Consider the following 26,301-nt stretch of genomic DNA (forward strand, 5'->3'; position numbering starts at 1 on the left):
TTCATCATTCCTTTCTGCGAAAGGACCAAACTGTTTAACATGAGCAACGCAACACAACTGATTCACAGCATTCCGGTAGACCCTCTCACAGGTGCCATTGCCGTACCCATTTATCAGACTTCTACTTTTGTACAGGATGCACCTGGTATTAACAAAGGTTATGATTATGCTCGCAGTGGCAATCCCACCCGTGCCACATTGGAGAACCTGATTGCACAGTTAGAAAATGGCGAAGTAGGACTGGCATTTGCCAGCGGTCTTGCAGCCATCGATAATGTTATTAAACTATTGAAAACGGGTGACGAAATTGTTGCCGTTGATGATATTTATGGTGGTGCTTTCAGGCTTTTTAATAATGTATATGAACAGTTTGGCATCAAAGTACATTATGTTGACACTTCTGATGTAGCGAATATTGTTGATGCTATTACTCCAAAAACAAAACTGATCTGGCTGGAAACGCCAACCAATCCTACTTTAAAGATCTCCGATATTGCCGCAATCGCTAAAGTAGCCAAAGCCAATGGCTGTTTACTTTGCGTGGATAATACTTTTGCTACACCCGTCTTACAGCAACCTCTTTCACTGGGAGCTGATATTGTAGTACACAGTGCCACCAAATATTTGGGTGGGCATAGCGACCTGATTGCTGGAATAGTAGTAGCCAAAGACAAAGAAATTGGTGCCCGTTTAAAATATTTACAGAATGCCTGTGGTGCTGTATTGGGGCCCTTCGACAGCTGGCTGGTGATTCGTGGTATTGAAACCTTGCACCTGCGTATTCGGCAGCATTGCAGTGCTGCTTTGGCAGTAGCTAAATTTCTGGAATCGCACCCTGCAGTTGATAAAGTGTATTACCCGGGTCTTACTTCACACCCTAATCATGCTATTGCAAAAAAACAAGCCAAAAACTTCGGTGGCATTGTTTCTTTCTCATTGAAAGAAGATACTGAGCAAGCCGCCATTGATTTTGTTACATCAACCAAGCTATTCAAACTGGCAGAAAGCCTGGGAGGCATCAAGAGTCTGGTATCGCATCCTGCTAATATGACCCATAAATCTATTCCTGCAGAAAAAAGAAGGGCAGCCGGTGTTACAGATAGCCTTATACGTTTATCAATTGGCCTTGAAGAAACAGAAGACCTCATAGCTGATCTTTCTGATACATTTAACCGCATTTATTCAAAACAACAACAATATTCAACAAACACAATAGCATAAGAGCAATGGAAGCACACAAACAGTTAACGATTGGATTATTTGGATTTGGTGTAGTAGGTGAAGGTTTATTCAAAGTATTACAACAAACCCCCTCTTTAAAAGCAAGTATCAAAAAAGTATGTATCAGGAATGCCGATAAAAAGAGAGATGCCCCTGCTTCACTTTTTACTACAGACAGGCAACTGTTACTCAACGACCCCGAGATTAATGTAATTGTGGAGGTAATTGATGATGCCATTGCTGCATTTGAAATTGTTTCAACCGCATTACGCAATGGCAAAGCTGTAGTAAGTGCCAGCAAGAAAATGATTGCGGAACATTTACCTGAATTACTGGAAATACAGGAACAAACAGGACAATCTTTTTTATATGAATCATCAGCCTGTGCCTCCATACCTGTAATCAGAAACCTGGAGGAATATTACGACAACGATCTGCTACATTCCATCAAAGCAATTGTAAATGGTTCTACGAATTTTATACTGACCAAAATGTTCGAGGATAAACTCGATTTCCAGTCAGCTCTTTTATTGGCGCAGCAACTGGGTTTTGCTGAAAGCAATCCAAAATTAGATGTAGAGGGGTATGATGCACTTAACAAATGGGTTATTTTACTGAACCATGCATATGGTATTGTAACCAATCCAACTGAAGTATTATTCAGTGGTATTCAGAATATTCAATTGAGTGATGCACTGGTGGCAAAGGAAAAAAACCTTGATATCAAACTTATTGCACAGGCTAAGAAACTAAAGAATGGAACAGTTGCTGCTTTTGTATTACCACAATTCATCAAACAGGACGAGCCGCTTTCTTTTGTAAAAAATGAATACAATGGAGTCGTGATTGAAAGCGGATTTGCAGACAAGCAATTTTTTTATGGGAAAGGCGCAGGTAGTTTCCCTACCGCTTCTGCAGTATTAAGTGATATTGCAGCTTTACGGTATAACTATAAATATGAGTACAAAAAACTGTACCATCACAAACCCCATACCCTCACCAACGATTTCTACCTGAAAGTATACCTAAGCTTTGATGACTGGAAATATATTCCACGTGAAGAATTCGAATGGATTGAAGAATGGCATGCAGAGGCAGAAAGAAAATACCTCGTGGGTGTTTTGCATGTAAGTAAATTAACAGAACAAGAATGGTGGAAGGCCAATAATACATCACTGATACTTACCAATGACCCGATTATTGATAATCTCGACATCATTAAACTCAAGAAAAAAAGCCTGGAACTGGCGGGTGTATCATAAACAGAATTGCAGGTTAGCAGCGTTTTCCTTTTCTTCGCTTTGTGAACAGCATAAAGCACCATATGCCCAAAAACCTACAAACGGCAATACTCATTACTTTATTATTGAGTGTTTTGTTATTTAGTTTTTCGGTATGGTACGGAAAGGAAAACGCTTTTTTATTGCTCAATACCGATCTCGGTTCAATCGCCGATCAATTTTTCAGGTATTGCACATATGCCGGAGACGGCATCATTTGGGTTCCTGTTACATTACTAATTCTAATCTTTAGAAGAAAATACTGGATACTGGCTTTTGCAGCGATCATCATTTCAACACTGATTGCACAACTCAGTAAGAATATATTCTTCAAAGGGCTCCCCCGCCCTTCTTTAGCCATTACAGACAGTTCGCTTTTTCATAGTGTTGCCGGTGTTGATTTACACACGATGAATAGTTTTCCATCAGGTCATACCACAACTGCTTTTACGGTTTTCCTGATAGCCTGTTTTTTTATTGACAGAAAATGGATTGTTCCTGTTGGTCTTTTGTATGCCTTACTGGCTGCTTATTCAAGGATCTACCTTGCCCAGCATTTCCCCATAGATCTGGCAGGCGGCATGCTTTCTGCAACAATAACAATTATTTGCGCCGTCGCCCTGCAAAACAAATGGGGTAAAAATTGACAGTAAAGTCATACACGCATTCCCTAAATCGCCCGTTAGCACTTAGCTTTGCTTTACAAATCTCCACTATGCAAAAACTGGTATATGCTATTTTATGCTGCTTATTCGTTTCAGCTATTTACTGCCAGGACACAACAGAGCAAATTGTTCCGGGCAGAATAAACAGTGCTATCCAACAACAGAAGCCTTATGTAATACTTATTTCTGCTGACGGATTCAGACATGATTTTGCTGAAAAATACCAGGCAAAAAATCTTTTATCACTCAGAGAAAAAGGTACTACTGCTGCTTATATGACAGCCTCTTTCCCGTCTCTTACATTTCCTAATCATTATACAATCGTTACAGGTTTATACCCGGCACACCATGGCCTGGTTGACAATAGTTTTTTTGATCTTAACAAGAAGCAAACCTATACCATGGCCGATAAAAAAATGGTGGCAGATCCTTACTGGTATGGGGGTACTCCTTTATGGGTACTGGCAGAACAGCAACAAATGATCGCAGCCAGTTTTTATTGGGTAGCTTCTGAGTCTCCCATTCAAAATCTTCCACCTACCTATCATTATATCTACAATGAAAAAATAAGTATTGATACACGTATTGATAAAGTAAGGCACTGGCTGTCTTTACCGGCAGACAAAAGACCACATTTTATCAGTTTCTATTTTCCTGATGTGGATCATGCGGCACATATGTATGGCCCAGACAGTAAAGAAACAGCAGAAGCAGTAAGCTTTGTAGATGAAAGTATCGGCAGGTTAAATGCAGTAGCAGAAGCATCCGGCTTACCGGTAAATTTTGTTTTTGTAGCCGACCATGGTATGACAGAAGTAGATCATCAGCACACCCTTCCTTATCCTCCATGCATTGATACTGCAAAATTTTTCATTAACAATGGAAGTGCAGTGCTACAATTATATGCAAAAGACGCTGCTGCAATACCAGCAATGTATGATCAACTTAAGAAGGAGGCTAAGGAGTATGATGTTTACCTGAAAGCAGATATGCCTGAAAAATTTCACTACGGATCCAGAGACGATCGCTTCAATCGGATTGGAGATATCATACTACTCGCAAAACTTCCAAAAATATTCAGCAGACAGGGAAAACCAACCAGCCCCGGTAAACATGGCTACGACCCCACTCTTCCCGATATGCGTGCCAGTTTTCAGGCCTGGGGACCGGCCATTAAAAAAGGCCTGAAGATTGATGGTTTTGAAAATATACATATATACCCAATGATTGCAACAATACTAGGTCTGAAGTATGATTCATCAAAAATTGATGGGAAGGAAGAAGTACTAGAGCAAGTGTTGAAAACAGAGAAATAAGTAATAAGAAATAAGGAATGAGAAAGTAGTAGTCTTCTTTCACTTTCTCATTCGTTATTTCTCTGTTCGTTATTTCTCTGTTCGCTTAGTCTTCCCAACGCCATTCACCTGCAATCTTCAAGGGTTCTTTGAGGTTGCTTTTCAGGAGAAAATCACGGGTTTCGGTATCGGTAAAATGTTTGGCTTTGATGATATCGGTATCAGCTATTCCAAACAATAACATGGTATTAAAACGAACGGTGTTTTTCATTCCCTGCTCATCCACCAATTTAAAGGCATCGCAGTCTGCATGATAACAGGGGCCGGCATTGTTAGGTAATCTGCCACCTGCAGCACCACCTGTTGGTACACCGTGTAGCATAAACGGCTGGTGATCGCTATGCAAACCTGCGCCGCTTCTGAACTGGTTGGTAAAACTGGTGTCGATACTTTTTGCAATCGCACCAATTCCCTGAAACAGTTCACGGCTTTCTTCCGCTGTGGTTGAATAACCTTTAGGGTCGTTGGTCATGTCGTAATTAAGCATGTACCTGATCTGGTCGATACTCTTATCTTTTACAGCAGCTGCTACATATGCTTTTGAACCCAGTAAGCCTTCTTCTTCTCCCATAAACATTACAAATTCAATGGTACGCTGGGGTTGCAATTTCAATACTTTGAATGTACGGGCCATATCGAGTACTGAGAATGAACCTATTCCGTTATCAATGGCACCTGTTGCAAGGTCCCAGCTGTCCAGGTGCCCACCAACGATAATTTTTTCATTTGGCTTTGATTTGCCTTTAATAGTGGCAATCACATTTCGTGCTTTGATTATGCCGGAGAAATTTGTCATTTTAATATGCGCAAACTGTTTCTCTTTTGCAACTTCTGCTTTAAATGCCATACCATCTTCCTTACCAATACATACTGCCGGTATGGGAATCAGTTTTCCTGTTACGGAAGCTGTTCCGGTAAGCAGAATACCACCATCAGCTGTATTGATGATAATGATACCTTTTGCACCGTACTTTGTGGCCAGTGCTGTTTTTTCTGAGCGATGCAAGCTCCTTGTTCCTGGTTTTGAACCGGGCAATACGCCCAGGTACACCAAAGCAATTTTACCTTCTGCTTTACCGGGGTTTGCGAGGTAATCTTCTTCCAATCCGTTCCCCATATCTGCAACTTCTAAAGTCACATCTGAAGCTACAGGCGAATGAGCAAGCGTTACTGATTTCACTTCTTTCAATGCATTTACATTGGCGCCTGTATGCACGCTTACTGTGTCACGGCTCCAACTCTCTACCTCAAATGGCTGATAGCGCACATCTTTAAAACCATAAGATTTCAATAATTGGAAAGCATATGCTTCTGCTTTCTCACCATTTTTTGAACCGGTCAGGCGATGTCCAATGGTTTCTGTAGCTTCTTTTAACGTAGGATAGGCTTTTGAGTTCTTTTGAACTTCTTCATTGATGGATTTGAAAATACCGTTCCACTCTTCTTTAACCTGCGCAAAACTTACACTTGCTCCAAAAAGAGATAACAGTAACAAAAAACAGCTATTTTTCTTCATAAGGGTGAATTATTGAACATGAAATGTATAGATAAATCGCGAAGTTTTAAACAATAATACACCAACCGCCCATTCACCGGTTAAAGACGCTTAAAAACCGTATATACACTATAATCCTGTACATAAAAGCATATTTAATATCTTAGCCCCGATGAGTAGCCATAAAAAAACATATTGGATATTTCAGGTCACCGGATGGACCCTGTATTGTCTGATTTATATTTTCTTTTACTTATCCATTCGTATAGAGCCGCAGCCTAATTTTTTTGAACAGCTACTTACACATGTTTTTATTGGGTTTTGGCTCACACATTTAATGCGGATGGTTATTCAGCAGGCAAAAATTCTGTTGCTGGATTTTAAAAAACAGTTGATTGCTTTAACATTATTGTCTTTGTTATTTTCTTTCCTGATAGGGATTTGTATTGTAACAACTGAAATGTTATTAAGAATTCAGTCTGTGAATCTTTCAGAATTCTCTTTCTTGAATATTGCCATCCGTTTTGCATTTTCCTATTTCCATTTTGTATTGATTTGGAACCTGCTTTATTTTACTTATCATTATGTTCAAAAAACAAGACAGCAAAATATAGAACAAGCCAAGTTGGAAAACCTGCTTAAGGAACTTGAAATCACTACCATTAAATCGCATATTAATCCACAGTTCTTGTTCAATGGTTTAAACAGTATACGTTCATTGGTTACCGAGAATCCGGCCAGGGCCAGAACAGCCATTACCATGCTCAGTAATATTCTACGCAGCAGTATCCAGGTAGACAAGGCAGAGAAAACACTTTTTGAAAAAGAGTTATCGATTATCAAGGATTATATTTCGCTTGAACAGGTAAGGTTTTCAGACCGGATGGAGGTTGAATACAGAATAGATGAAGATACACTTGACCAGCCTGTACCGGCCATGGTAATTCAACACCTCGTAGAAAACGCCATTAAATATGGTATCAATACCAGCAAACAACATACCCATCTTGAATTATATTCCGAGTATAAGGAAGACCTGCATTGTTTTGGCGTAATTAGTGAGGGTAGTATTCAGTCATACCTTGAAAATGAATCTTCAGCACTGGATGAAATAAGAAAAAGGTTATTCCTTTTATATGGCAAAACCGCTAATTTGAAAGTAGTGGAAGAAAAACAGGGATATATTACTGCTTCGGTTTGTTTGCCTTTATAGAAGGGTTATACAATTCTGCTTAGTCACAGTTCATTTTATATCCTGTCACAGTAAAAATTCTTCAAATATATTTTGCAGAAAATCCTGCTATCATTTTCAAACAGAGTTACAGGTAAGCTATCTGCCTTTAAATAGGCCTCCCATTCTACACTTCGTTGAAGCAATAAATCGTCAATAACTCACTGGCTTTAACCCACTAATGTTCATTGACTCAAAATGGTCATTTATACGCACTTTTTGAAATTCGGTATATTTAATAGGGAATAACCACTGATTTGCGTGAATTTTAAAATAAACAACCCCACTCCCTTAATATACATTCAGTGCAAAGAAGAGTTTTACAACATATCGTATTCTGGCTGGCCTATCTGGCTTATAAAATCTATCTTAATGTAAGCTCATTTCCCAAATCGGCAGATCCGGCTTCTTTTGTGGAAATTTTTACTATTGTCTTACAATCGCAACTGACTTTCCTTGTCATCAAAATACCATTGGTGTATTCCCTCTTTGCGGTTGTTACCAGATTCAATTCAAAAATCTGGGGAACGGTAAAAACATTTTTTGTTTCATTACTCCTGTTATCAGGCTGCACTATTCTGTTTACCCTTTTAAACGATTTGTTTGTTGTCCCATACATTTATGAGCTTCCCGGACCTGCCATTTCGCAAATCGGTCTTTCATCTATACTGTATAATGCTTTTGTGCTTGTGTTTGTTTGTGGAACCGCCCTCGCCATCAAACTGGTAAGACTTAATTTACAGATGAGAAAGAGAGAAGAGGAAACTGCAAGAAAAAAACTTGCTGCGGAGCTTCAATTTTTGAAATCGCAGATTAATCCACATTTTCTTTTCAACACACTCAATAATATTTACGGACTAGCAAGAAAAAAAGATGACAATACCGCTGAAGTAGTCATGAAATTATCAAAGCTGTTACGATTCATGTTGTATGAAACGTCTCAACAGTCTATTAACATCGCCGATGAGCTGAAAGTAGTTAAAGACTATATTGAACTGGAGCAATTACGCTATGGCACAAGGCTAAACATTAGCTATCTGGAAGATATTGATGTTCAGGAACAGCAAATAACTCCTTTAATCCTCATACCTTTTGTAGAAAATGCTTTTAAACATGGTCTTAGTGAAACCAGGTTTAATTCTTACATCACCATTCATACGATTTTAAAAAAAGGGCGGCTGAGTTTCTCGATTGAAAATTCAAAATCCGAAACTGAGGAAAAATCGATTGAACGGATTGGTTTGAAAAATGTAAAACGGCAACTTGAATTATTATATCCTGAACATGATTTAAAGATTGAGACAAGTGAGCACACATTCAAAGTACATTTAACAATAAATCTGTCAAAAAATGCAACTATATAATACAATTATTGTTGAAGACGAGCCAATTGCAGCCGAGATACTGGCTGATTATATTCAACAGGTTCCTTTTTTGAATAAGGTTGCAGTTTGCACTGACGCCATTTATGCAATGGAAGTATTACAAAAAGAGAAAATTGATTTAATGTTTCTTGATATTCACATGCCAAAAATTAAAGGCATGGAATTTATAAAAATGCTCAAATTTCCCCCTCAGATTATTATTACATCTGCCTACAATGAATATGCACTACAAGGATTCGAATTGGGTGTGCTCGACTATCTCTTAAAACCTATAGAATTTAATCGTTTCCTGATGGCTGTAAATAAATTACAACACCAGACTCCAACGCCTATTGCCCAACAACAGGTGTTTCAAAATGAAAAACCATCCATATTCTTTAATGTAAATAAGAAAAGAATTCGGGTACTGCTTGATAACATACTATATATAGAAGGCTTGAAAGAATATGTAAAAATATTTCTGACTAATGGTAAAACCATCATCACAAAAACACAGTTGTCGCATCTTGAACAGGAATTAGGCAAAAGTGGATTTATTCGAATACACCGTTCTTTTATTGTTTCTAAAAATAAAATTGATGCATACACCGCTGCCGATGTAGAAATACTGGGCAAAAACATTCCGATTGGAAGAGGATATAAGGAACTTATCCAGGCCTTAATGGAGAACAATAGTACTACCCTATGATCAAACTATACATATATTGAAGTACACTTCTACAATTTTGTTTCAATTGCAGCAATTGCTGCCTGTCTTAAGCTGTTAAAAGTAGAAATACTCAATTTTCGCGACCAGAAAGCATTTTTCAATACTTGCTCATTGAACTGCTTATTGCCCGTGATGGTGCCATAGATTACCATCGCGGCAAGGAGACTGCCAGCAAGCTCAGGGTGAAACCCATCAGCACCATAAAGCGATATTCCAGTATTAGCTGCCCAGGTTTTCTTCCAGGCAAGCCCGGCCGCACAAATGATAACATTGTGTTTCTTTCCAGCGTTACTGTAAGAATAAATCACGTTATCCAAATCGGATATTCTGGATTTAGAGGGCCATACCATATAAAGTGCTAATTTGGTTTTAGTCTGATCGCATAATGCCTTGTATTTATTCACAGCAGACATCAAAATAGCCTGAGATTCTGGTAAAGCAGACGGCCCTTGCTGAACGATTACAAAATCATATCTACCATTACTAATCTCACTTTGAACAATTCCTTCTGCCAGGTGATCATCCAAACTATAATCAGGCTTTGCGATGGTTTTGTACCCAATAAGTATGGAATCAGCTTTACCAAGTTCACAAACCAATAAAGGAAGATCATTTGTATAAGTAAGGCTGTTTCCAACAAAAAGAATACGAATAACTTTATTCGAAGGATTACCAGACACTTCTTTCCCCGAGCATCCCCACACACAAATCATCAATAATAAAATATACTTTACTTTCATGTTACATTGTTTATTCCTGAAAATATATTTATGACAAAGAAATTTTTACAAATACTACTTATTCATTTCCTTAGTATCAGAGATTGAATTATTTCTGTCAATTGCGCAGCCGTATATCCTCCTTTGAATTTTCGATTTCACTTTCCTCGGTAAAAGAAGTTCCCGCTTTGAGGAATGTAAATGAGTTTCCTTTCCCCACATAGATCCGTAGCACGGGTATAGATAAAATGATACCACCACATAAAATACTCTCCAAAAGATATCTCCTTGTTATATGTTGACTCCTTATAAATTTTCAGGAAGAATGGTCGGCTACGTTCAAAAATACTTAGCAAGGCTGGCAAAAATCCAAGAGCCATCTGCTTGAGTATATCTTCATCCTTCGGAAGAAGGTATGGCACAGAAGTGTCAGCATAATAGTCTTTTAGCTGAATTCCTACTCTTTTATTACCATAAACGGCAGCACAAATAGTATCGTTACACTGAACCTGGTTACCATAAATTCCAAATACTTCTTTGTCTGAATTCTCATCAAGCTCAGCAATCTGGTAATAGTAATTTTTCCCATGCCGGAGTGTTCTAAGGTCTTTTACAAACTGTGACTCTATGTTATTAATCTGCCAGTTATCGAGTAATACATTACTCATAAGAAAAAAAGATACTTGATCAAATCTGAATTTTTCTGAAAAACTAATACCCGTATAAGCTGACTTTATTTTAGGTAAATAGACAGCTATTGAATCTGCAATTTCCGATGCCACTTTTTCAGATTCTTTATAAATTGATTTGCCATCCTTTTGAGTTACAATCATCACATTCGGTATCAATAACCCTCTGTTCGATCTTTTTAAAAACCCTGCGTTGATCAATAAATCTGTCTTAGAACGGAGCTTTTCTTGGTCCCAGTCTGCTTTCTCGGCGAATATTTTTTCGGAAATTCCATTATGTAATGCGTAAAGAAAATAATCCACACTATCCCGATATGGGTTGAAATTGGGTCGATGATCCCCCTTTGAAATAAGGTGATGTTCCAATTTTATTGAAAACAAGCTGTCAATCTTTTGTTGAGCTCGCGCCACCATTGAAAAAATAATTAAAAGAATAATCACCAGGATGATAATCTTAATAGTATTACGGTTCATACAATTATTTTACTGATTATATTCATTTTACAGGTATATCTTATCAATTGACTGAATAATTTGTTCTGCTTCGTTGATTGTTAAATTATACTTGGTAATAATTTCTTTTACATTCGCTAGAGCAGCCAAGTAATTATTGATTTCATCATCTTTCAGAATCATTTTCAGGTTATCATTTACCGACAATCTCCCTTTTCTTTTCTGATAAAACACTTGCAACATCTGGTTTTTCAATACAATATAGTCTTGAGTTGTATTGGTGAGTCCAATCATTCGTTCTTCATACAAGTCCAGTATTCTGTTTCTCAGTGCTTCATTCTCAATGGTATTGATTTTGCCACTGGCTTTAAATCCTTCATATCGTCCTTTATTGGCCAATAAATGTGTTTTACTGATCAACACCCAGGAGTATTTATTCAATGTGTCATCATTAATCTTTTGCTCACTTACAAAATACTTCAGCCATTTTGAACAGGTTTCATATCCCCAGATATCATCATTCATTTCTTTTACATCATTTTGCAGGTCTTTTTTTAAGCCCAACAAAAATTCTTTCACTTCTTTCTTTTCATGTGCATGCTCTTTTGTTTTCTCCATATAGACTGCAAATGAAACGGCAAAGACGATGATCAGGATTTCTATGAAAATCTCACCTATCCGCTTCCATAGCGGTTTTTTCTTATTCACCGTTTCTTTTACAATATTGTGTATATGCTTTTTTAATTCGTGTTCCATAACTGGATTACTATTTTCTAAATATTAACAAGCGTCTCTTGCTGAAAATTTTCTCAGCAACTATATTACTTAGTTTTCTTTTTAACATTGCTGTTTCATTATATAAAGCCATTACCAATGTCCAAAATGCAGGTAATCGTCAATGATGAAAACCCCACCCTGCTTCATCAAGAACTGTTATTGACTAGTACCTTATAAGTACACATGAAAAGAGCCGACAGACTTGTCGGCTCTTTTCATGTGTTGATCATTATCAAATAGCTATATCCAGACCTTATTTAGTACCCTGTATTTTGAACCAATATTCCTGCGCTTTTATCAACCTCAGCCTGGGGAATTGGCAGAATTGATTTGTTGGCACCAAATGCCTGTGCAGGCAAAACAGTTACTCCATCTCCATCAAACTTATTGGTAACAGTTCCTTTTACACGCATAATATCCCAGAAACGGTGTCCTTCAAAAGCCAGTTCAATTCTTCTTTCTCCCAAAATGGCATTTATCAAATCAGTTTTAGTGGCAAAGCTGGCAATTGTATATTGCGGCGCACCCACTCTTGCACGGTCACGTACGAGGTTTAGTTTTGCTACTGCATCAACATCAATGCCGGTAGCAACCTGTGCCGATGCTTCTGCATAGGTTAATAATACTTCAGCATATCGCAGAATGGGTGCCCAATCAGATCTTGTTGCGATATCAGGATATTTATTGGTGAAAAAACTTGACGCTGTAGCTGAAGTTGTACCGGAAATAATCAAATTTCTTCTTCTATCATCAACAGCGAAATAGGGGTTTGTTGCAATATCCCTGAAATTTGTTGAGATAGCCAGATCGCCTCTTCCACCCGGAAAATAATGCTGCGGCAATGCATTGTTGGTATTCGGATTGTCTGTCGTACTATTTGGTATACTCCATATACTTTCGGCTGTTTCATAATTAGCCGGTCCGAATGCTCCTGCCGGAGAGGCATTCAATGCAAATGTTCCATACTGCCCATTAATGATATTTAAACTTACCGATTTAGCATTTGCATAATCTCCTTTATAAAGATGCACCCTTGCCAGCAAAGCTGCTGCGGCTGCTTTGGTAGCCCTTGTTTTAGAAGCATAAGATGCCGCCGTACCATAAACCGCTGGCAAGTCAGCCAGTGCAGCAGTCAGATCGCTGATAATAGCGGTATATACCTGTGCCACCGTTGAGCGTGGTTTATTCGCAGCAGGATCATTACTGGTAAAATTTTCTGTAACAATCGGTATACCTAAATGCGTAGCACCCGCTGTAAAGTTATATGGGTGGGCAAAAAAGTTAACCAGGTAAAAACTACTTACTGCACGAATAAATAAACATTCAGCCGTTAACTCTTTTGCCTTAGCGGCAGTTACAACGCCCGGATTAGCCGCTAATCCTGCAATTGCACGATTGGCAGTGGCAATTGATATATATCCGGCATTCCATAAGCCACCTGCAAATCCGGCATTAGATAACAGGTTGAATCTGGGCAGATCGCCAAAAAAATTGGTTCGGTCGTAAATATCATTTCCTAAAAGATCTATATACACCAATGCACGACCAGAAAGATAGTCTGCACTTTGCAAAGCATTATAGGCACCCATTACTGATGTTTCTGCTTTTTGTGCAGTGCTAAATGCCAAGTCTGAAGATAAGCGATCAGGCGGTGTAATCTCCGTCACTTCTTTCTGGCAGGAAGCCAGTAATACACCAGCTAGTATAAATGAGTTAAATATGTTTTTTTTCATCGTATTATATTTTATGTTAGAGTCCTAAGTTGATACCAAATGTAAAAGTGCGTGCGAGGTATGGCCTGAATGCATCAATTCCCAATCCGATATTGACATTACCATTTGCATTACTTTCCGGATCCATTCCTTTATACCCTGTAATAGTGAATGCATTCTGAACCTGTGCATACACTCTCAGGTTGGCAATTTTTGCCTTTTCCAGAAGTTTCTTGGGTAATGTGTAGCCAATCTGAATATTTCTCATGCGTACAAAATCAGCTTTCTCTAAAAATCTGGTAGAACCGAGAGTAGACTGGTTCTCGCCAAAAAACAATCTGGGCACATCTGTCTGATCGCCTGCTTTTGTCCATGCTTTTAAGATTTCTACACTTTTGTTACGCGTACCTGTCATCAGCACTAAATTCTGCAGGGTATTATTAAATGTATAAGCCCCTAAAGAATATTGCATATCAAATGAGAGATCAATTTGTTTGTAACTAAATGACTGCGACAGACCGCCAAAAAATTTCGGGTAAGGTGTTTTATCATTCAAAACCACCCGATCTGCTGCCGTAATAGCAGTGGTTACAGCACCATCACTTACCCTTGTCCATCTGTTGGCTGCAGGAGCAGAATGATCATATTGTTTTGCTACACCATTTACATCTAAGAATGTTGGCATACCATTAGCCGAATTAACTCCAGCCCAACGTATCAGGTAGAAAGCACTCATATTGTATCCGGGACGAACAATACTCTGTCCACCGAATATGTCGTTTCCAAAAGCGTTGGTTGAAATAACTTTTGTTTTATTGGTGGCTCCATTAAAACTGATATTCCATTTAAAGTCACGCTTATTAATAACGGGTACATTCAATGCTATTTCGAAACCAGATGCTTCAATACTTCCAATATTTTCAGTGATGGTATTACCCGGAAAACCTACAGTTGCAAGTATGGGATTATCCAGTATGAGGTCTTTTGTCTTTTTTCTGTAATAATCAATAACAACATTGATTCCTTTACCAATTACCATATCAAACCCTACATCGAATTGTCCCGTTTGTTCCCAGCGAAGATTTGAGTTACCCGGATTATTTAGATTCAATGAAGCTATATTCGCATACTGTGTAGGTGCAAATGTTGCAAGGCTTGGATAGTTACCAATATTTGAGTTACCGGTAATACCATAACTTGCTCTTAGCTTAAGGTCTGTGATTAACCTTGATTTCCAGAAGCTCTCCTGAGATATTTTCCAGGCTGCTGACCCCGATGGAAAGTATCCCCAGCGATTGGTTCGGCCAAATCCTGAATAAGCATCACTCCTGATATTGAAGCTTGCAAGATATTTTCCCTTGTAGCCATAATTAATCCCTCCGAAATAGGATGCCAACCCATTATTTACATCGATACCATTTTCGGCTCCTGTTGTTCCATAATTTGCAGGTGCAATTATTCGGATTAAAGGATCATTTAAACCCAATCCGAATATATAGTTAAACGTTGCATAACTTTTCGTGTACTCAGCACCAGCTAAAGCTCCTAACTCATGATCGCCAAATCTGGTATTGTAATTTAGAGTATTGAACCAGCTCCATACGCGTGAATCGGTTGCTACTGTCTGTGCTACACCTGCTAAACCTTGCCCATCGCCAACTGCAGGATCCCAATACTGATCAGTGAACCCAATCTGCATATCGGTATTGTACTGAGATTTCAATTTCAGCCCCTTCAGCAAAGAAATTTCTCCATACACACTATTGATAAACCTTCTGTTATCTCTTGTGTCGTAGTTCAGGTTTTGAACTGCTACAGGGTTGGGTGTATTCTGCGCTACAGTATTACCGCCATTTCCGATATAATAAGCACCTGTTGCATCATAAACAGGAACATTTGGATAAGCTGTTAATGGACCAAAGGGTACACCACTCAATGCCGCACCAGTTCCTGATCCTAATCCATATAAAGTGGTTCGTGTAAATTGACTTTTAATTCCAATTTCAAACCAATTGGTCACTTTAGTAGTAAGGTTTAATCTGGCTGCGGCTCTTTTCTGTCTATTCACTATTATATAGTTTTCAAAATCATTAAAGCCGAGAGAAGCATAATAGGTTGTTCGCTCAGAGCCTCCGCTGATACCAATCTGGTGATCATGTGTAATTCCTTTCCTGTACACTTTATCCTGCCAATCAGTATTATCAGTAATACCATCACCATTGTAATCGCCGTTAGCTGCAGAAGCAGTAAGACCTGCATTGGTTCTCATGGAATTTATCACAGACGTGTATTGCGGGCCGTCAAGTACATTCATCATTCTTGCAGGCTGACTATACCCGAAATAAGTGTTATAACTGATTTTTGGCGCCCCTGCTTTTCCTTTTTTGGTTGTAATCATCAATACGCCACCAGATGCTCGACTTCCATATATGGAAGCAGCAGATGCATCTTTTAAAATCTCAACACTTTCAATATCATTCGGGTTGATATCTGCCAAAGCATTGGTTGGATTGTATAACTGGCCGTTATCTCCTTGAATCAATGGCACACCATCCATTACAATCAATGGCTGACTGCCGGAAGATATTGAGGAAGCCCCTCTGACACGAATATTCACAGGAGCTCCGATTAAACCGGATGAGGTATTTACCTGTACCCCGGCAGCCTTACCAGCCAAAGCCTGATCGAAACTCAGGTTGGGTCTGTTTTCAATTTCTGTACCGGCTACTTTTGCAACAGATCCGGTAAGGTTTGTTTTTCTTACGGTGGAGTAACCCATTACTACCACTTCTTCAAGACTTGCATCATTTGCTTTTAACGTAATTGCAAGCGTATTTCCGTTTCCTATTGCAAACTCTTTGTTTACATAATTAAGAGACGATACAAGTAATGATTTTGCAGTGGTTGGCACGGCAATGGAAAAATTACCTTCAGCATCTGTTGTGGTACCGGTTTTGGTTCCTCTAACCTGAACAGATGCTCCGGGTAACGGATTACCTTTTTCATCGGCAACCCGTCCTTTAATGATACGTGTTTGCGCAAGCAGCACTAAGCTGGATAATAACGCAAAACACAAAAGCGTCAGACTTTTTCTCATAGAGTCAATTTTAGTTTCAAGAAATTAGTTTTCATTTTGTCTTCATTGTAAGGAAGGCTGTTTGTGCTTCCTTGACAAGAGACGATAGGTTCAAGACAGTAAATGTTTTATTTCTACTGCTTGAAAAAATATCTATTCAATCAACAACCAGAAACTGTCAATGAGTGGAAAGAATCAATATCGAATCAGCATTTACTTAGTTATCAGTTTTTAATACAAAGCAAACTGTCGTTCATGTACTTCTCTAAAAGAAAAGGGTTGATAATCATTGTAACAGACTATCAACCCTTTTACCATCTGAAAAAATAAGCTATTTTAAACTTTCTAAAACTTTATCAAAACTAATCCAGTAAATATCTCCACTCCCATTTTGCGGAGACCTGAATGTTTTTTCCAGATCTTCTAATGTTACCTTTTTATCAAACACTTGTTTCAGGATATTTCGTTCGCTCGTAAAAAACATTTTTTTCTTATCAAAACTCACAAAGGGGCAATAATCAATTCTGTTTGAATTGAGGATGGAGATATGCTTTGCAGCTTGCCAATTACCTGATTTATCTTTCTGAGTGATGTATAAATCACTTCTACCCATATCATCTTTTCTGCCATAAGAAGTAAATAAAATAAAATCTTCGTCAGGTGAAACAAAAGCATTAAACTCATCAACCTTCGTGTTAACAGCAGTATCCAAAGCCACAGGCTGGTTAAATTTACCTGCTGTCCATATTGCTACATATATATCTTCTCTACCAACGCCATTCTTATAGGAAGCGGTAAAATAGAGATTTCCAGATTTTGTAAGAGACGGATAAAACTCATTTGCCTCTGTGTTAACTGGCGCACCAATATTTTGTGGTATAGCTGACCAGCTATCTCCCTGTTTTTCAACATACCAGATATCAAAATCCTTAGCTTTATCACCCGTAAGTGGTCTGTTAGATGAAAAAAGAAGTCTCTTCCCGTCTGGAGAGAATGTCGGCTCCAAATCACTATAATTACCTGCAAAAGAGGCTATCTGTGGATTACTCCAAATTCCTTTCAAGTCTTTTCGCATGTACACAATGGTTTGAAAATAGCCCAGGGGTGATTGAATCGTATAAAATAACTCTGTTTCATCCGGTGATAAAGCAAAATCGCGCTCAGGTATTCCTGTACTTACTACGCCAGCCTGAAATAAGGTTGGAACTAAAGGTGGTTCGGTAAATGAAATTTTTACCTGTGCAATCAATATACTGCTACACAAAAAAGAAAAGAAGATCATCAAAACTTTGTACTGAATTTTCATATGTTTTTCAATTTCTACACCAAAATAACCAGCTAGCCTATTTCATTTTATGAAAGTCAACGAATAACATCAATCATTTTATTGATAACGATTATCGCTGTCCGAAGTAGTAGTGTTAGTAAATGGTAGTAGATTTCATTGAAAAAAGTTCACAAAAAAACCCGGATAGAAATCCAGGTTGATATGCATTTTTAACTTAAAACACATGAGAAAATTGTGCGTTTATCCAAATGATTCATTGAAGTTGATATTCAAGAATCAGGCTATTACTATATGAATGAAACCAGATTGACAGAGATTAGCTACTATGAATCTTATTCCCTTTGTAAAGGTAGATAGCACTTGTTTTCATTTTTCCGAAAATCTATCAGTTACCGAAAACGTCTACCAGAATGTCAAAATGGATGTTTATTTAGCACTGAAGACAATTTGAGCAACGTTTACTCGCTTTCTGTTAGTCTGTATTATCTTCTCTACAATAGAAAAGAATAATTAAAAAATGGTTCATCCAATGGTTTAACAAATACCATCTCCCCATCACCTCATCTGGTAAAGCAATAAGACTATAAACCGATCAACCATGTCTGATTAATTTTCTAAAGCTGATTGCAACAATAAAAATAGGGTCACTAGCAAAATTGATTTTGCTGAATAAGTATTGCAACTTAAAATAAGAGTTGCATAATATTTTGTTATCCTATGCAAATACGATACAAAATTAAATCATAAACTACTATAGATCAATTATTTATAATTCCAAAACCCTCAATTACAATGCAATAAATGCAATTGTCAATTTTATAGTATTGAATTTAAATGATAAGAATGTGACTATTAAAGTATGCATATGAATTCTGTGAATCGTTTTTTAAAATAACGATTATATTACGTAACACAATTTTGTTATGACCAAACATTACCAGTCATCACGGCGAAGATTTCTCAGTAATCTGGGGCTGGCCGGATTAGGTCTGCCATTAATGACTGCCAAAGATTTTATGCATCCATTTGTTTCAAAACAAAAAAATATGCAACAGAGTAAGAAGTTGGGTATTGCACTGGTTGGCTTAGGGGGTTACGCCACAGGCCAGTTGGGCCCTGCACTTTTGGAAAGTGAACATTGCTATCTCGCAGGTATTGTTACCGGAACACCTTCAAAGATTCCTGTTTGGAAAGAAAAGTATAAGCTATCGGAGAAAAATATCTACAGTTATGATACTTATGACCAGATAAAAAACAATCCTGACATTGATATTATTTATGTGGTATTACCTAATAATATGCATGCTGAATATACAATCCGGGGATTTGAAGCTGGTAAGCATGTTATCTGTGAAAAACCAATGGCTATAACTGTTCCTGATTGTGACAGAATGATAGCAGCTTCTAAAAAAGCCAATAAATTTTTATCGGTAGGTTATCGTTTACATTTTGAACCCTATAATCTTGAAATGGTAAAACTGGGTACTTCAAAAGAATATGGTGAAATTAAGAAAATCAGCGGTGGCTTTGGTTTTAAAGCCACTCCAAACCAGTGGCGCTTACAACAAAAATATGCAGGTGGAGGACCTTTGATGGATCTGGGTATTTATGCTATTCAGGGCATGTGTTATACAACAGGTATGGAACCTATTGCCGTTTCCGCACAGGAAGGCAAGAAGACAGATTTAAACAGATTTAGTGAAGTTGAACAATCCTTAAGCTGGCAATTTGAATTCCCTAATAGACTTATAGGTAGTGGCGCAGCGAGTTATGATGACAATATGAATTTTCTTAAAGCCGAGGCAGCGCAAGGTGTTTTTGAACTTACCACCGCCTACAACTACAATGGATTGAGTGGTTATACACCAGCCGGGCCGATGAATTTTCCTCAGGTTAACCAGCAGGCCAGACAATTAGATGCTATTGCATTATCAATTAAGAATAATAAACCATCTATTGTACCTGGTGAAATGGGGAGAAGAGATGTAAAGTACCTACAAGCCATTTACGAAGCCATGAGAACAGGAAAAAGAATAACAATTAAAGCTGATTAGTATTACCATTGTTTAAGTGTGCGACGCAACAACTGGTGCCATAAAAAACAAAAGATTAAAACACATAACTCATGTCACAGAAATTACGCAGTCAGGACTGGTTTGGCAAAAAGAATAAAGACGGAATCATTTACCGTAGCTGGATGAAAAACCAAGGTATGCCCACCGATATGTTTGATGGGCGTCCTGTTATTGGCATCTGTAATACATTCAGTGAGCTTACACCTTGTAATGCCCATTTCCGTGATCATGCCGAAGCAGTAAAAAAAGGTGTATTGGAAGCAGGAGGTTTTCCACTGGAGTTTCCAATCATGAGTTTGGGTGAAACCCTGCTCAAACCTACAGCCATGCTTTTTCGAAATCTGGCGAGTATGGATGCAGAAGAATCTATTCGTGGTAATCCTATGGATGCAGTAGTACTTTTAACAGGTTGTGATAAAACAACACCTTCCACTGTAATGGGTGCTGCCAGTGTGGGATTACCCACTATTGTTGTTCCCGGTGGCCCTATGCTGAATGGAAGATACAAGGGGCAAACCATTGGCAGTGGTACACATGTTTGGAAGTTTGACGAAGACATGAAGACCGGAAAAATGACGCAGGAAGATTGTGAATATGCAGAAAGCTGCATGAGCAGAAGTATTGGTCATTGCATGACGATGGGTACCGCTTCCACAATGGCTTGTATGGTTGAATCATTAGGACTTACCCTCAGTGGCGCATCTGCCATACCTGCAGCCGATTCCAGAAAAAAAGTAATGGCTCAGCTCAGTGGACGAAGAATTGTAGAAATGGTAAAAGAAAACCTTACGATTGATAAAATATTAACCCGCGAAGCATTTGAAAATGCTATTAAAGTAAATGCGGCTGTAGGAGGTTCATCCAATTTTATTATTCACCTGATGGCGATTGCCGGAAGGATTGGCGTTGACCTGCATCTGGATGATTTTGACACATTGGGCAGTAAGATTCCGCTGCTCGTGAACTTAATGCCTTCGGGAAAATTCCTCATGGAAGATTTTTATTATGCCGGTGGCTTACCTGTAGTATTAAACGAATTAAGTAAGCACCTGCATAAAAATGTAATAACGGTAACAGGTAAAAACCACCATGAAAATATAACAGGACAGACAGACTGTTATAACACTGAAGTAATTGCCCCATATGAACAACCACTCATTGCTGAAGCAGGTTGCGTAGTAGTAAAAGGCAATCTCGCATTGAATGGCGCCGTAATGAAGCCTTCTGCTGCTTCACCACATTTAATGAAACATAAGGGAAGAGCCGTAGTATTTGAAAGCATTGAAGATTACAATGCAAGAATTGATGACCCTGAACTGGATATTGATGAAACCTGTGTAATGGTTTTAAAATATGTAGGTCCTGTTGGTTATCCCGGCATGCCCGAAGTAGGCAATATGGCTTTGCCTAAAAAAATACTGGAAAAAGGTATCAGAGATATGGTTCGCATCAGCGATGGAAGAATGAGTGGCACTGCCTATGGAACTGCTATCCTTCACGTATCGCCCGAATCGGCCATTGGTGGCAACCTCGCTCTTGTACAAAATGGCGATATGATTGAACTGGATGTTGAGCAAAGAAAATTACATCTTGATGTATCGGATGAAGAGTTAGCAAAAAGAAGGGCTAACTGGGTTGCACCAGCACCTGCAGCCACAAGGGGTTATGTAAGTCTGTATATTAAACATGTAATGGGTTCAGACAAAGGCGCCGATCTTGATTTTTTGCAGGGCAGTTCCGGTTCAGTTGTTACCAGAGATTCACATTAAATAATGTCCATGAAAAAGACTACTGCCATTATCATCGGTTTATGTATTAGCTGTTGTTCATTTGCTCAATACAAAACAACAGGCGTTATTGAACGAATTAATGATGCGCTTGATCTGGTAATCGACAAAAACAGTAAAGCAGAAATTATTGCCGAGGGTTTTGAATGGAGCGAGGGACCACTATGGGTTAAAAGATATAAAATGCTTTTATTCTCTGATGTACCCACCAACACTATTTATAAATGGACCGCAGAAAAAGGCAAAGAAATTTACCTGCAACCTTCAGGCTTTACCGGCACTTCTTCGAAAAGTAAAGAACCAGGTAGCAATGGTTTGCTGTTAGATACTCAGGGTAGCCTTGTTCTGTGTCAGCATGGCAACAGACAGATGGCTGCAATGTCATCCGATCTTGATAAACCGGAAGCTCATTTTCTGCGACTGGCCTCTCATTACAAAGGCAAACGTTTCAGCAGTCCGAATGATGCTGTGTATAACAGACAGGGAGATCTTTTTTTTACGGATCCACCCTATGGCTTACCCATGCAAAACGATCTTGATCCGGAAAAAGAAATACCATTTAACGGCGTGTATAACCGCAAAAAAAATGGAATAGTATCTCTTTTAACAGATAGTATTACCCGACCAAATGGCATTGCTTTCTTTCCGGGCGAAAAACAACTGATCATCGCCTGCTCCGATCCTGCTAAACCCAACTGGTATAGCTATGATGTGGTTGATGGTGAATTAAAGAATGGAAAAATATTTTACACTGCTAAAATGGAAAAGGGCATCAAAGGTTTACCTGACGGACTAAAAATAAACAGCAAGGGAATAGTATTTGCAACAGGACCAGGAGGTATCTGGATCTTCAATAGTAATGCTGTATTACTAGGTAAAATTAAACTGGATGAAGCCGCTTCAAATGTGGCACTATCCGACGACGAAAAAACTTTATTCATTACAAACGATATGCGTGTATTGCGTATTGGGTTAAAATAAAAACATGAAGGCATATAAATTATTGAATGGCATTGCACTGGAACAAAACGATCAACTATACTTCGCAGCAGGAGAAGATTGGAACAATTTTATCAATGATGATGGTGTTTTACAAAAAGCCAGTTCCTGGATAAAATCTGGAAAAGCAGAACCTGTCAGCACACTGGATACATCTGCACTAAGAGCGCCTATCGGCAAAGAACAGGAACTTTGGGCCTGTGGTGTAACCTATTTAAGAAGTAAGATTGGCCGGCAGGAAGAAAGTAAAGACAGCGGCGGTGCCGATTTCTATGCAAAAGTATATGAAGCTGAAAGACCCGAAGTTTTTTTTAAAGCTACTCCACATCGCGTAGTGGGACATGGCGAAAAAGTAAGAATACGCAAAGACAGTACATGGGATGTTCCTGAACCAGAATTAACACTGGTTGTAACATCTTCAGGCAAGATCATTGGTTATACCATTGGTAACGATATGAGCAGCAGGAGTATTGAAGGAGAAAATCCTTTATACCTGCCCCAGGCCAAAACATATGATGCATGCGCAGCAGTTGGCCCCTGTGTTTATATTACCGATGAACCGATTGACAAGAACACAGAAATTTCATTAACAATTCTGCGAAATAATTCAGTTGCTTTCAATGGTTCTATTACATTGGCTCAAATGAAACGTACACCAGCAGAATTGGTTTCATTCGTATATCGGGAAGCATCTTTCCCTTTCGGCTGCCTCATTATGACCGGTACAGGAGTAGTACCAGACAGTAGTTTCACTTTACAATCTGCTGATGAAATACAAATCAGTATCAGTTCAATTGGCACACTGGTTAATTCAGTTGCCTGATCAATACAATTGCTGCCCTATGAATAAAAGCCGGATTACTATTTTATTGTGCATCGCACTAATTTATGGTGTACTCAGTTTTACTACCAGAACACAAAACAGTTCATTAAAAGAAGCATACAAAGATGTTTTTCTAATGGGTGCTGCTGTAAATGATGCCATTGTTTCGGGTTCCGATAAATTATCGCAGGAAATTGTTGTAAAACAATTCAACAGCATTACACTTGAAAACTCCATGAAAGCGGCATTAATTAATCCACAGCCGGGTGTTTTCAATTTTGGTCCCGCTGATGCATTTGTTGCATTTGGTGAAGCCCATAAAATGTTTATTGTAGGACATACACTGGTATGGCATAACCAGGTTCCGGCCTGGTTCTTTACCAATGCCAGTGGAAAAGCCAACACAAAAGCAGAACAAATTGAACGCCTACGCAGTCATATTGAAAAAGTAGCCGGTCGCTATGCAGGAAGGGTACATGCATGGGATGTTGTGAATGAAGTAATAGATAACGACGGTAGTTACAGACCTACAAGTTGGGTAAACGCTTTTGGCAATGGCGATACGTTGGTGAAATATGCTTTCAAATTTGCCAGCCAGTATGCACCCAATACCGAATTATACTACAATGATTTTAACGCATGGCGGCCAACAAAAAGAGATGGTATTGTTCGCATGGTGAAAATGTTGCAAAAAGAAGGTATCAGGATTGATGGTGTAGGTATTCAGGGGCATTGGGGTCTTAATTATCCGACAAATGAGTATATCGAAGCAGCCATTGATGCTTATGCTGCAACAGGTGTTAAAGTAATGATTACCGAGCTGGATGTAGATGTTTTGCCACTCACCAAAGAAGGACAAATTATTGGTCAGGGTATGAGCGACAGACAGTTTCAGCTTGAAGAGTTTAAGACATTCCTCGATCCTTATCAAAAAGGGTTACCGGATGATGTGCAACAACAATTAACCAATCGTTACAAGGAATTATTTAATATCTTTTACGGGAAAAAAGATAAAATAGCGCGGGTTACCTGTTGGGGTATTCATGATGGTATGAGCTGGAAGAACGATTACCCGATACCCAATCGCACCAATTATCCATTGCTCTGGAACAGGAATAGGCAGCCTAAACCTGCATTTCAGGCTATACTGGATATTCCGGTAAAAAAATAAATACATCCAATTCAAACATATGGAACTGCTTGTCATTTTATTTGCGATTTGCCTGCAACTTTTTTTGACTTATAAAAAAGTAAGCCCGTTTTTATCATTGCTTATCGTTGCTATTTTATCCGGCATTTTCCTCGGCATGGAACCCATGCAGATCATTAAATCAGTGGAGAAAGGGGTGGCCAATACTTTGGGTGGTCTGGCGTTAATTATTTGTCTTGGTGCTATCCTTGGTAAAATACTGGAAACTGGTGGTGCAGCAGAAAAAATTGCACGTACGCTGATCAATGGTTTTGGAGAAAAAAATATTCAATGGGCTATCATGCTCACTGGTTTTTTTATTGGTATCCCGTTGTATTATAATGCAGGTTTTGTAATACTGGTACCACTGGTTTTTTCCATTGCCCATAAGGCAAAACTACCTTTATTGTATGTTGCTATACCCATGGCGGCTGCATTATCAACCACGCATTGTTTTCTTCCTCCCCACCCGAGCCCTGTTTTCCTGGTCAATGCATTTAAAGCTGATATGGGGAAAACACTGATCTATGGACTAATCATTACAATTCCTGTAGTAATTGTTGCCGGGCCTTTTCTGGGGCGTTTATTGAAAAAAACAGAAGTTACTATCAAGTCATTTCTTTTTACTTCTGAAGCAGAAAATACAAAAGAACTACCTGCTGCTCTACCCAGTTTTCTCATTGGCCTTTTACCTGTTATACTGATTACCATGGCAGTGATTGCCAATTATTTTTTACCCGATCAATTGTTAAAGAAAACGCTTTTGTTTATCGGCGATCCAACCATTGCTTTGTTATTATCAGTATTCCTCGCCATCGGTGTTTTTGGATTGAAAAGAGGAAACAGTATGGAAACCATTACCAAATGGTTAAATGAAGCCATTTCAGGTATTGCTGTTATTCTACTGATTATTACTGCGGGTGGAATTTTCAAGCAGGTTTTACAGGATAGTGGAACAGACCAATACATTGCTTCATTCAGCAGTAAATGGCAAATGCCCCCGTTAATCTTTGCATGGGTGGTTACTGCATTACTCAGAATTGCCATAGGTTCAGCTACTGTTGCCGGAATTACAGCTGCCAGCGTTGTTACCCCCTTAGTGGCAGCGGGCAATGTATCACCAGAATTGATGGTATTGGCTATAGGCACCGGAAGTGTATTCGGATCTCATATCAATGATTCTGGCTTTTGGATGTTTAAAGAATTTTTCAACCTGACCCTCAAACAAACATTCCTCTCCTGGTCTGTTATGGAAGCCACTATATCTGTGTTAGGGATCATTGGAGTGTTACTGTTAAATCTGGTGATTTAAACAGAGAAGTAAGAAATTAATAAATAAGGAATATGAAATAAGAAATCAGAAAATAGAATCC

Annotated in this window: 20 protein-coding genes; 13 read left to right on the forward strand and 7 right to left on the reverse strand. The window is 38.6% G+C overall.

Annotated features, from left to right (window positions below):
• Nucleotides 1–39 precede the first annotated feature (39 nt).
• From KXJ59_RS00580 to KXJ59_RS00595, 4 genes are all read left to right on the forward strand, one after another.
• On the forward strand, nt 40–1,221 hold the full coding sequence (locus tag KXJ59_RS00580; RefSeq protein WP_295199978.1) for a PLP-dependent aspartate aminotransferase family protein: 1,182 nt from the start codon (nt 40–42) through the stop codon (nt 1,219–1,221).
• Between the two features lie 5 nt (nt 1,222–1,226).
• Entirely contained in the window at nt 1,227–2,483 is a 1,257-nt protein-coding gene (locus KXJ59_RS00585; RefSeq protein ID WP_295199981.1) for a homoserine dehydrogenase, read from the forward strand.
• Between the two features lie 62 nt (nt 2,484–2,545).
• Nucleotides 2,546–3,148 (forward strand): phosphatase PAP2 family protein, encoded by a 603-nt coding sequence (locus tag KXJ59_RS00590; protein WP_295199983.1) that lies wholly within the window; start codon nt 2,546–2,548, stop codon nt 3,146–3,148.
• A 68-nt stretch (nt 3,149–3,216) separates the two neighbouring features.
• Nucleotides 3,217–4,482, forward strand: coding sequence for an ectonucleotide pyrophosphatase/phosphodiesterase (locus KXJ59_RS00595; protein ID WP_295199984.1), 1,266 nt, complete (start codon nt 3,217–3,219; stop codon nt 4,480–4,482).
• A gap of 85 nt (nt 4,483–4,567) precedes the next feature.
• Here the strand turns inward: KXJ59_RS00595 and KXJ59_RS00600 are convergent, their stop codons facing one another.
• On the reverse strand, nt 4,568–6,037 hold the full coding sequence (locus KXJ59_RS00600; RefSeq protein WP_295199985.1) for a M28 family peptidase: 1,470 nt from the start codon (nt 6,035–6,037) through the stop codon (nt 4,568–4,570).
• 151 nt (nt 6,038–6,188) lie between these two features.
• Between KXJ59_RS00600 and KXJ59_RS00605 the strand changes: the two genes are divergently transcribed.
• The 3 genes from KXJ59_RS00605 to KXJ59_RS00615 all read left to right on the forward strand — a co-directional run bounded on the left by KXJ59_RS00605 (nt 6,189) and on the right by KXJ59_RS00615 (nt 9,320).
• Nucleotides 6,189–7,229, forward strand: a complete 1,041-nt coding sequence (locus tag KXJ59_RS00605; protein ID WP_295199988.1) for a histidine kinase — start codon at nt 6,189–6,191, stop codon at nt 7,227–7,229.
• Between the two features lie 494 nt (nt 7,230–7,723).
• Entirely contained in the window at nt 7,724–8,611 is an 888-nt protein-coding gene (locus tag KXJ59_RS00610; RefSeq protein ID WP_295199989.1) for a histidine kinase, read from the forward strand.
• Nucleotides 8,598–9,320: a LytTR family DNA-binding domain-containing protein gene (locus tag KXJ59_RS00615; RefSeq protein ID WP_295199991.1), complete on the forward strand. Its 723-nt coding sequence runs from the start codon at nt 8,598–8,600 to the stop codon at nt 9,318–9,320. Before KXJ59_RS00610 ends, KXJ59_RS00615 begins: the two co-directional genes overlap by 14 nt.
• A gap of 29 nt (nt 9,321–9,349) precedes the next feature.
• Here KXJ59_RS00615 and KXJ59_RS00620 read toward each other — a convergent pair whose 3' ends face one another.
• The 6 genes from KXJ59_RS00620 to KXJ59_RS00645 all read right to left on the reverse strand — a co-directional run bounded on the left by KXJ59_RS00620 (nt 9,350) and on the right by KXJ59_RS00645 (nt 18,073).
• Nucleotides 9,350–10,081 carry a hypothetical protein gene (locus KXJ59_RS00620; protein ID WP_295199992.1) on the reverse strand — a complete coding sequence of 244 codons (732 nt, stop codon included), beginning with the start codon at nt 10,079–10,081 and terminating at the stop codon, nt 9,350–9,352.
• A 137-nt stretch (nt 10,082–10,218) separates the two neighbouring features.
• Entirely contained in the window at nt 10,219–11,223 is a 1,005-nt protein-coding gene (locus tag KXJ59_RS00625; protein ID WP_295199995.1) for a hypothetical protein, read from the reverse strand.
• Nucleotides 11,224–11,250: 27 nt separating this feature from the next.
• A complete protein-coding gene (locus tag KXJ59_RS00630) occupies nt 11,251–11,958 on the reverse strand; it encodes a hypothetical protein (protein ID WP_295199997.1) in 708 nt (235 codons plus the stop codon).
• A gap of 278 nt (nt 11,959–12,236) precedes the next feature.
• A complete protein-coding gene (locus KXJ59_RS00635; protein ID WP_295199999.1) occupies nt 12,237–13,712 on the reverse strand; it encodes a RagB/SusD family nutrient uptake outer membrane protein in 1,476 nt (491 codons plus the stop codon).
• Nucleotides 13,713–13,728: 16 nt separating this feature from the next.
• A complete protein-coding gene (locus tag KXJ59_RS00640; RefSeq protein ID WP_295200001.1) occupies nt 13,729–16,788 on the reverse strand; it encodes a TonB-dependent receptor in 3,060 nt (1,019 codons plus the stop codon).
• Nucleotides 16,789–17,098: 310 nt separating this feature from the next.
• A complete protein-coding gene (locus KXJ59_RS00645) occupies nt 17,099–18,073 on the reverse strand; it encodes a hypothetical protein (protein ID WP_295200002.1) in 975 nt (324 codons plus the stop codon).
• 905 nt (nt 18,074–18,978) lie between these two features.
• On the opposite strand from KXJ59_RS00645, the gene KXJ59_RS00650 reads away from it, so the two are divergent.
• The 6 genes from KXJ59_RS00650 (at nt 18,979) to KXJ59_RS00675 (ending at nt 26,240) form a co-directional block, all read left to right on the forward strand.
• Complete coding sequence (locus KXJ59_RS00650) at nt 18,979–20,109, forward strand: Gfo/Idh/MocA family oxidoreductase (protein ID WP_295200005.1); 1,131 nt, start codon at nt 18,979–18,981, stop codon at nt 20,107–20,109.
• Between the two features lie 71 nt (nt 20,110–20,180).
• The gene (locus tag KXJ59_RS00655; protein ID WP_295200007.1) at nt 20,181–21,899 is read left to right on the forward strand and encodes an IlvD/Edd family dehydratase; all 1,719 of its coding nucleotides are present in this window, start codon (nt 20,181–20,183) and stop codon (nt 21,897–21,899) included.
• A 9-nt stretch (nt 21,900–21,908) separates the two neighbouring features.
• Nucleotides 21,909–22,898, forward strand: a complete 990-nt coding sequence (locus KXJ59_RS00660; protein WP_295200009.1) for an SMP-30/gluconolactonase/LRE family protein — start codon at nt 21,909–21,911, stop codon at nt 22,896–22,898.
• A 4-nt stretch (nt 22,899–22,902) separates the two neighbouring features.
• Nucleotides 22,903–23,739 carry a fumarylacetoacetate hydrolase family protein gene (locus KXJ59_RS00665; RefSeq protein WP_295200011.1) on the forward strand — a complete coding sequence of 279 codons (837 nt, stop codon included), beginning with the start codon at nt 22,903–22,905 and terminating at the stop codon, nt 23,737–23,739.
• A complete protein-coding gene (locus KXJ59_RS00670) occupies nt 23,684–24,910 on the forward strand; it encodes an endo-1,4-beta-xylanase (RefSeq protein ID WP_295200013.1) in 1,227 nt (408 codons plus the stop codon). Before KXJ59_RS00665 ends, KXJ59_RS00670 begins: the two co-directional genes overlap by 56 nt.
• Nucleotides 24,911–24,929: 19 nt before the next feature.
• The gene (locus KXJ59_RS00675) at nt 24,930–26,240 is read left to right on the forward strand and encodes a gluconate:H+ symporter (protein WP_295200016.1); all 1,311 of its coding nucleotides are present in this window, start codon (nt 24,930–24,932) and stop codon (nt 26,238–26,240) included.
• The last annotated feature ends 61 nt before the right edge of the window (nt 26,241–26,301 follow it).

Source organism: Sediminibacterium sp., assembly GCF_019264485.1.
Taxonomy (GTDB): Bacteria; Bacteroidota; Bacteroidia; order Chitinophagales; family Chitinophagaceae; genus Sediminibacterium.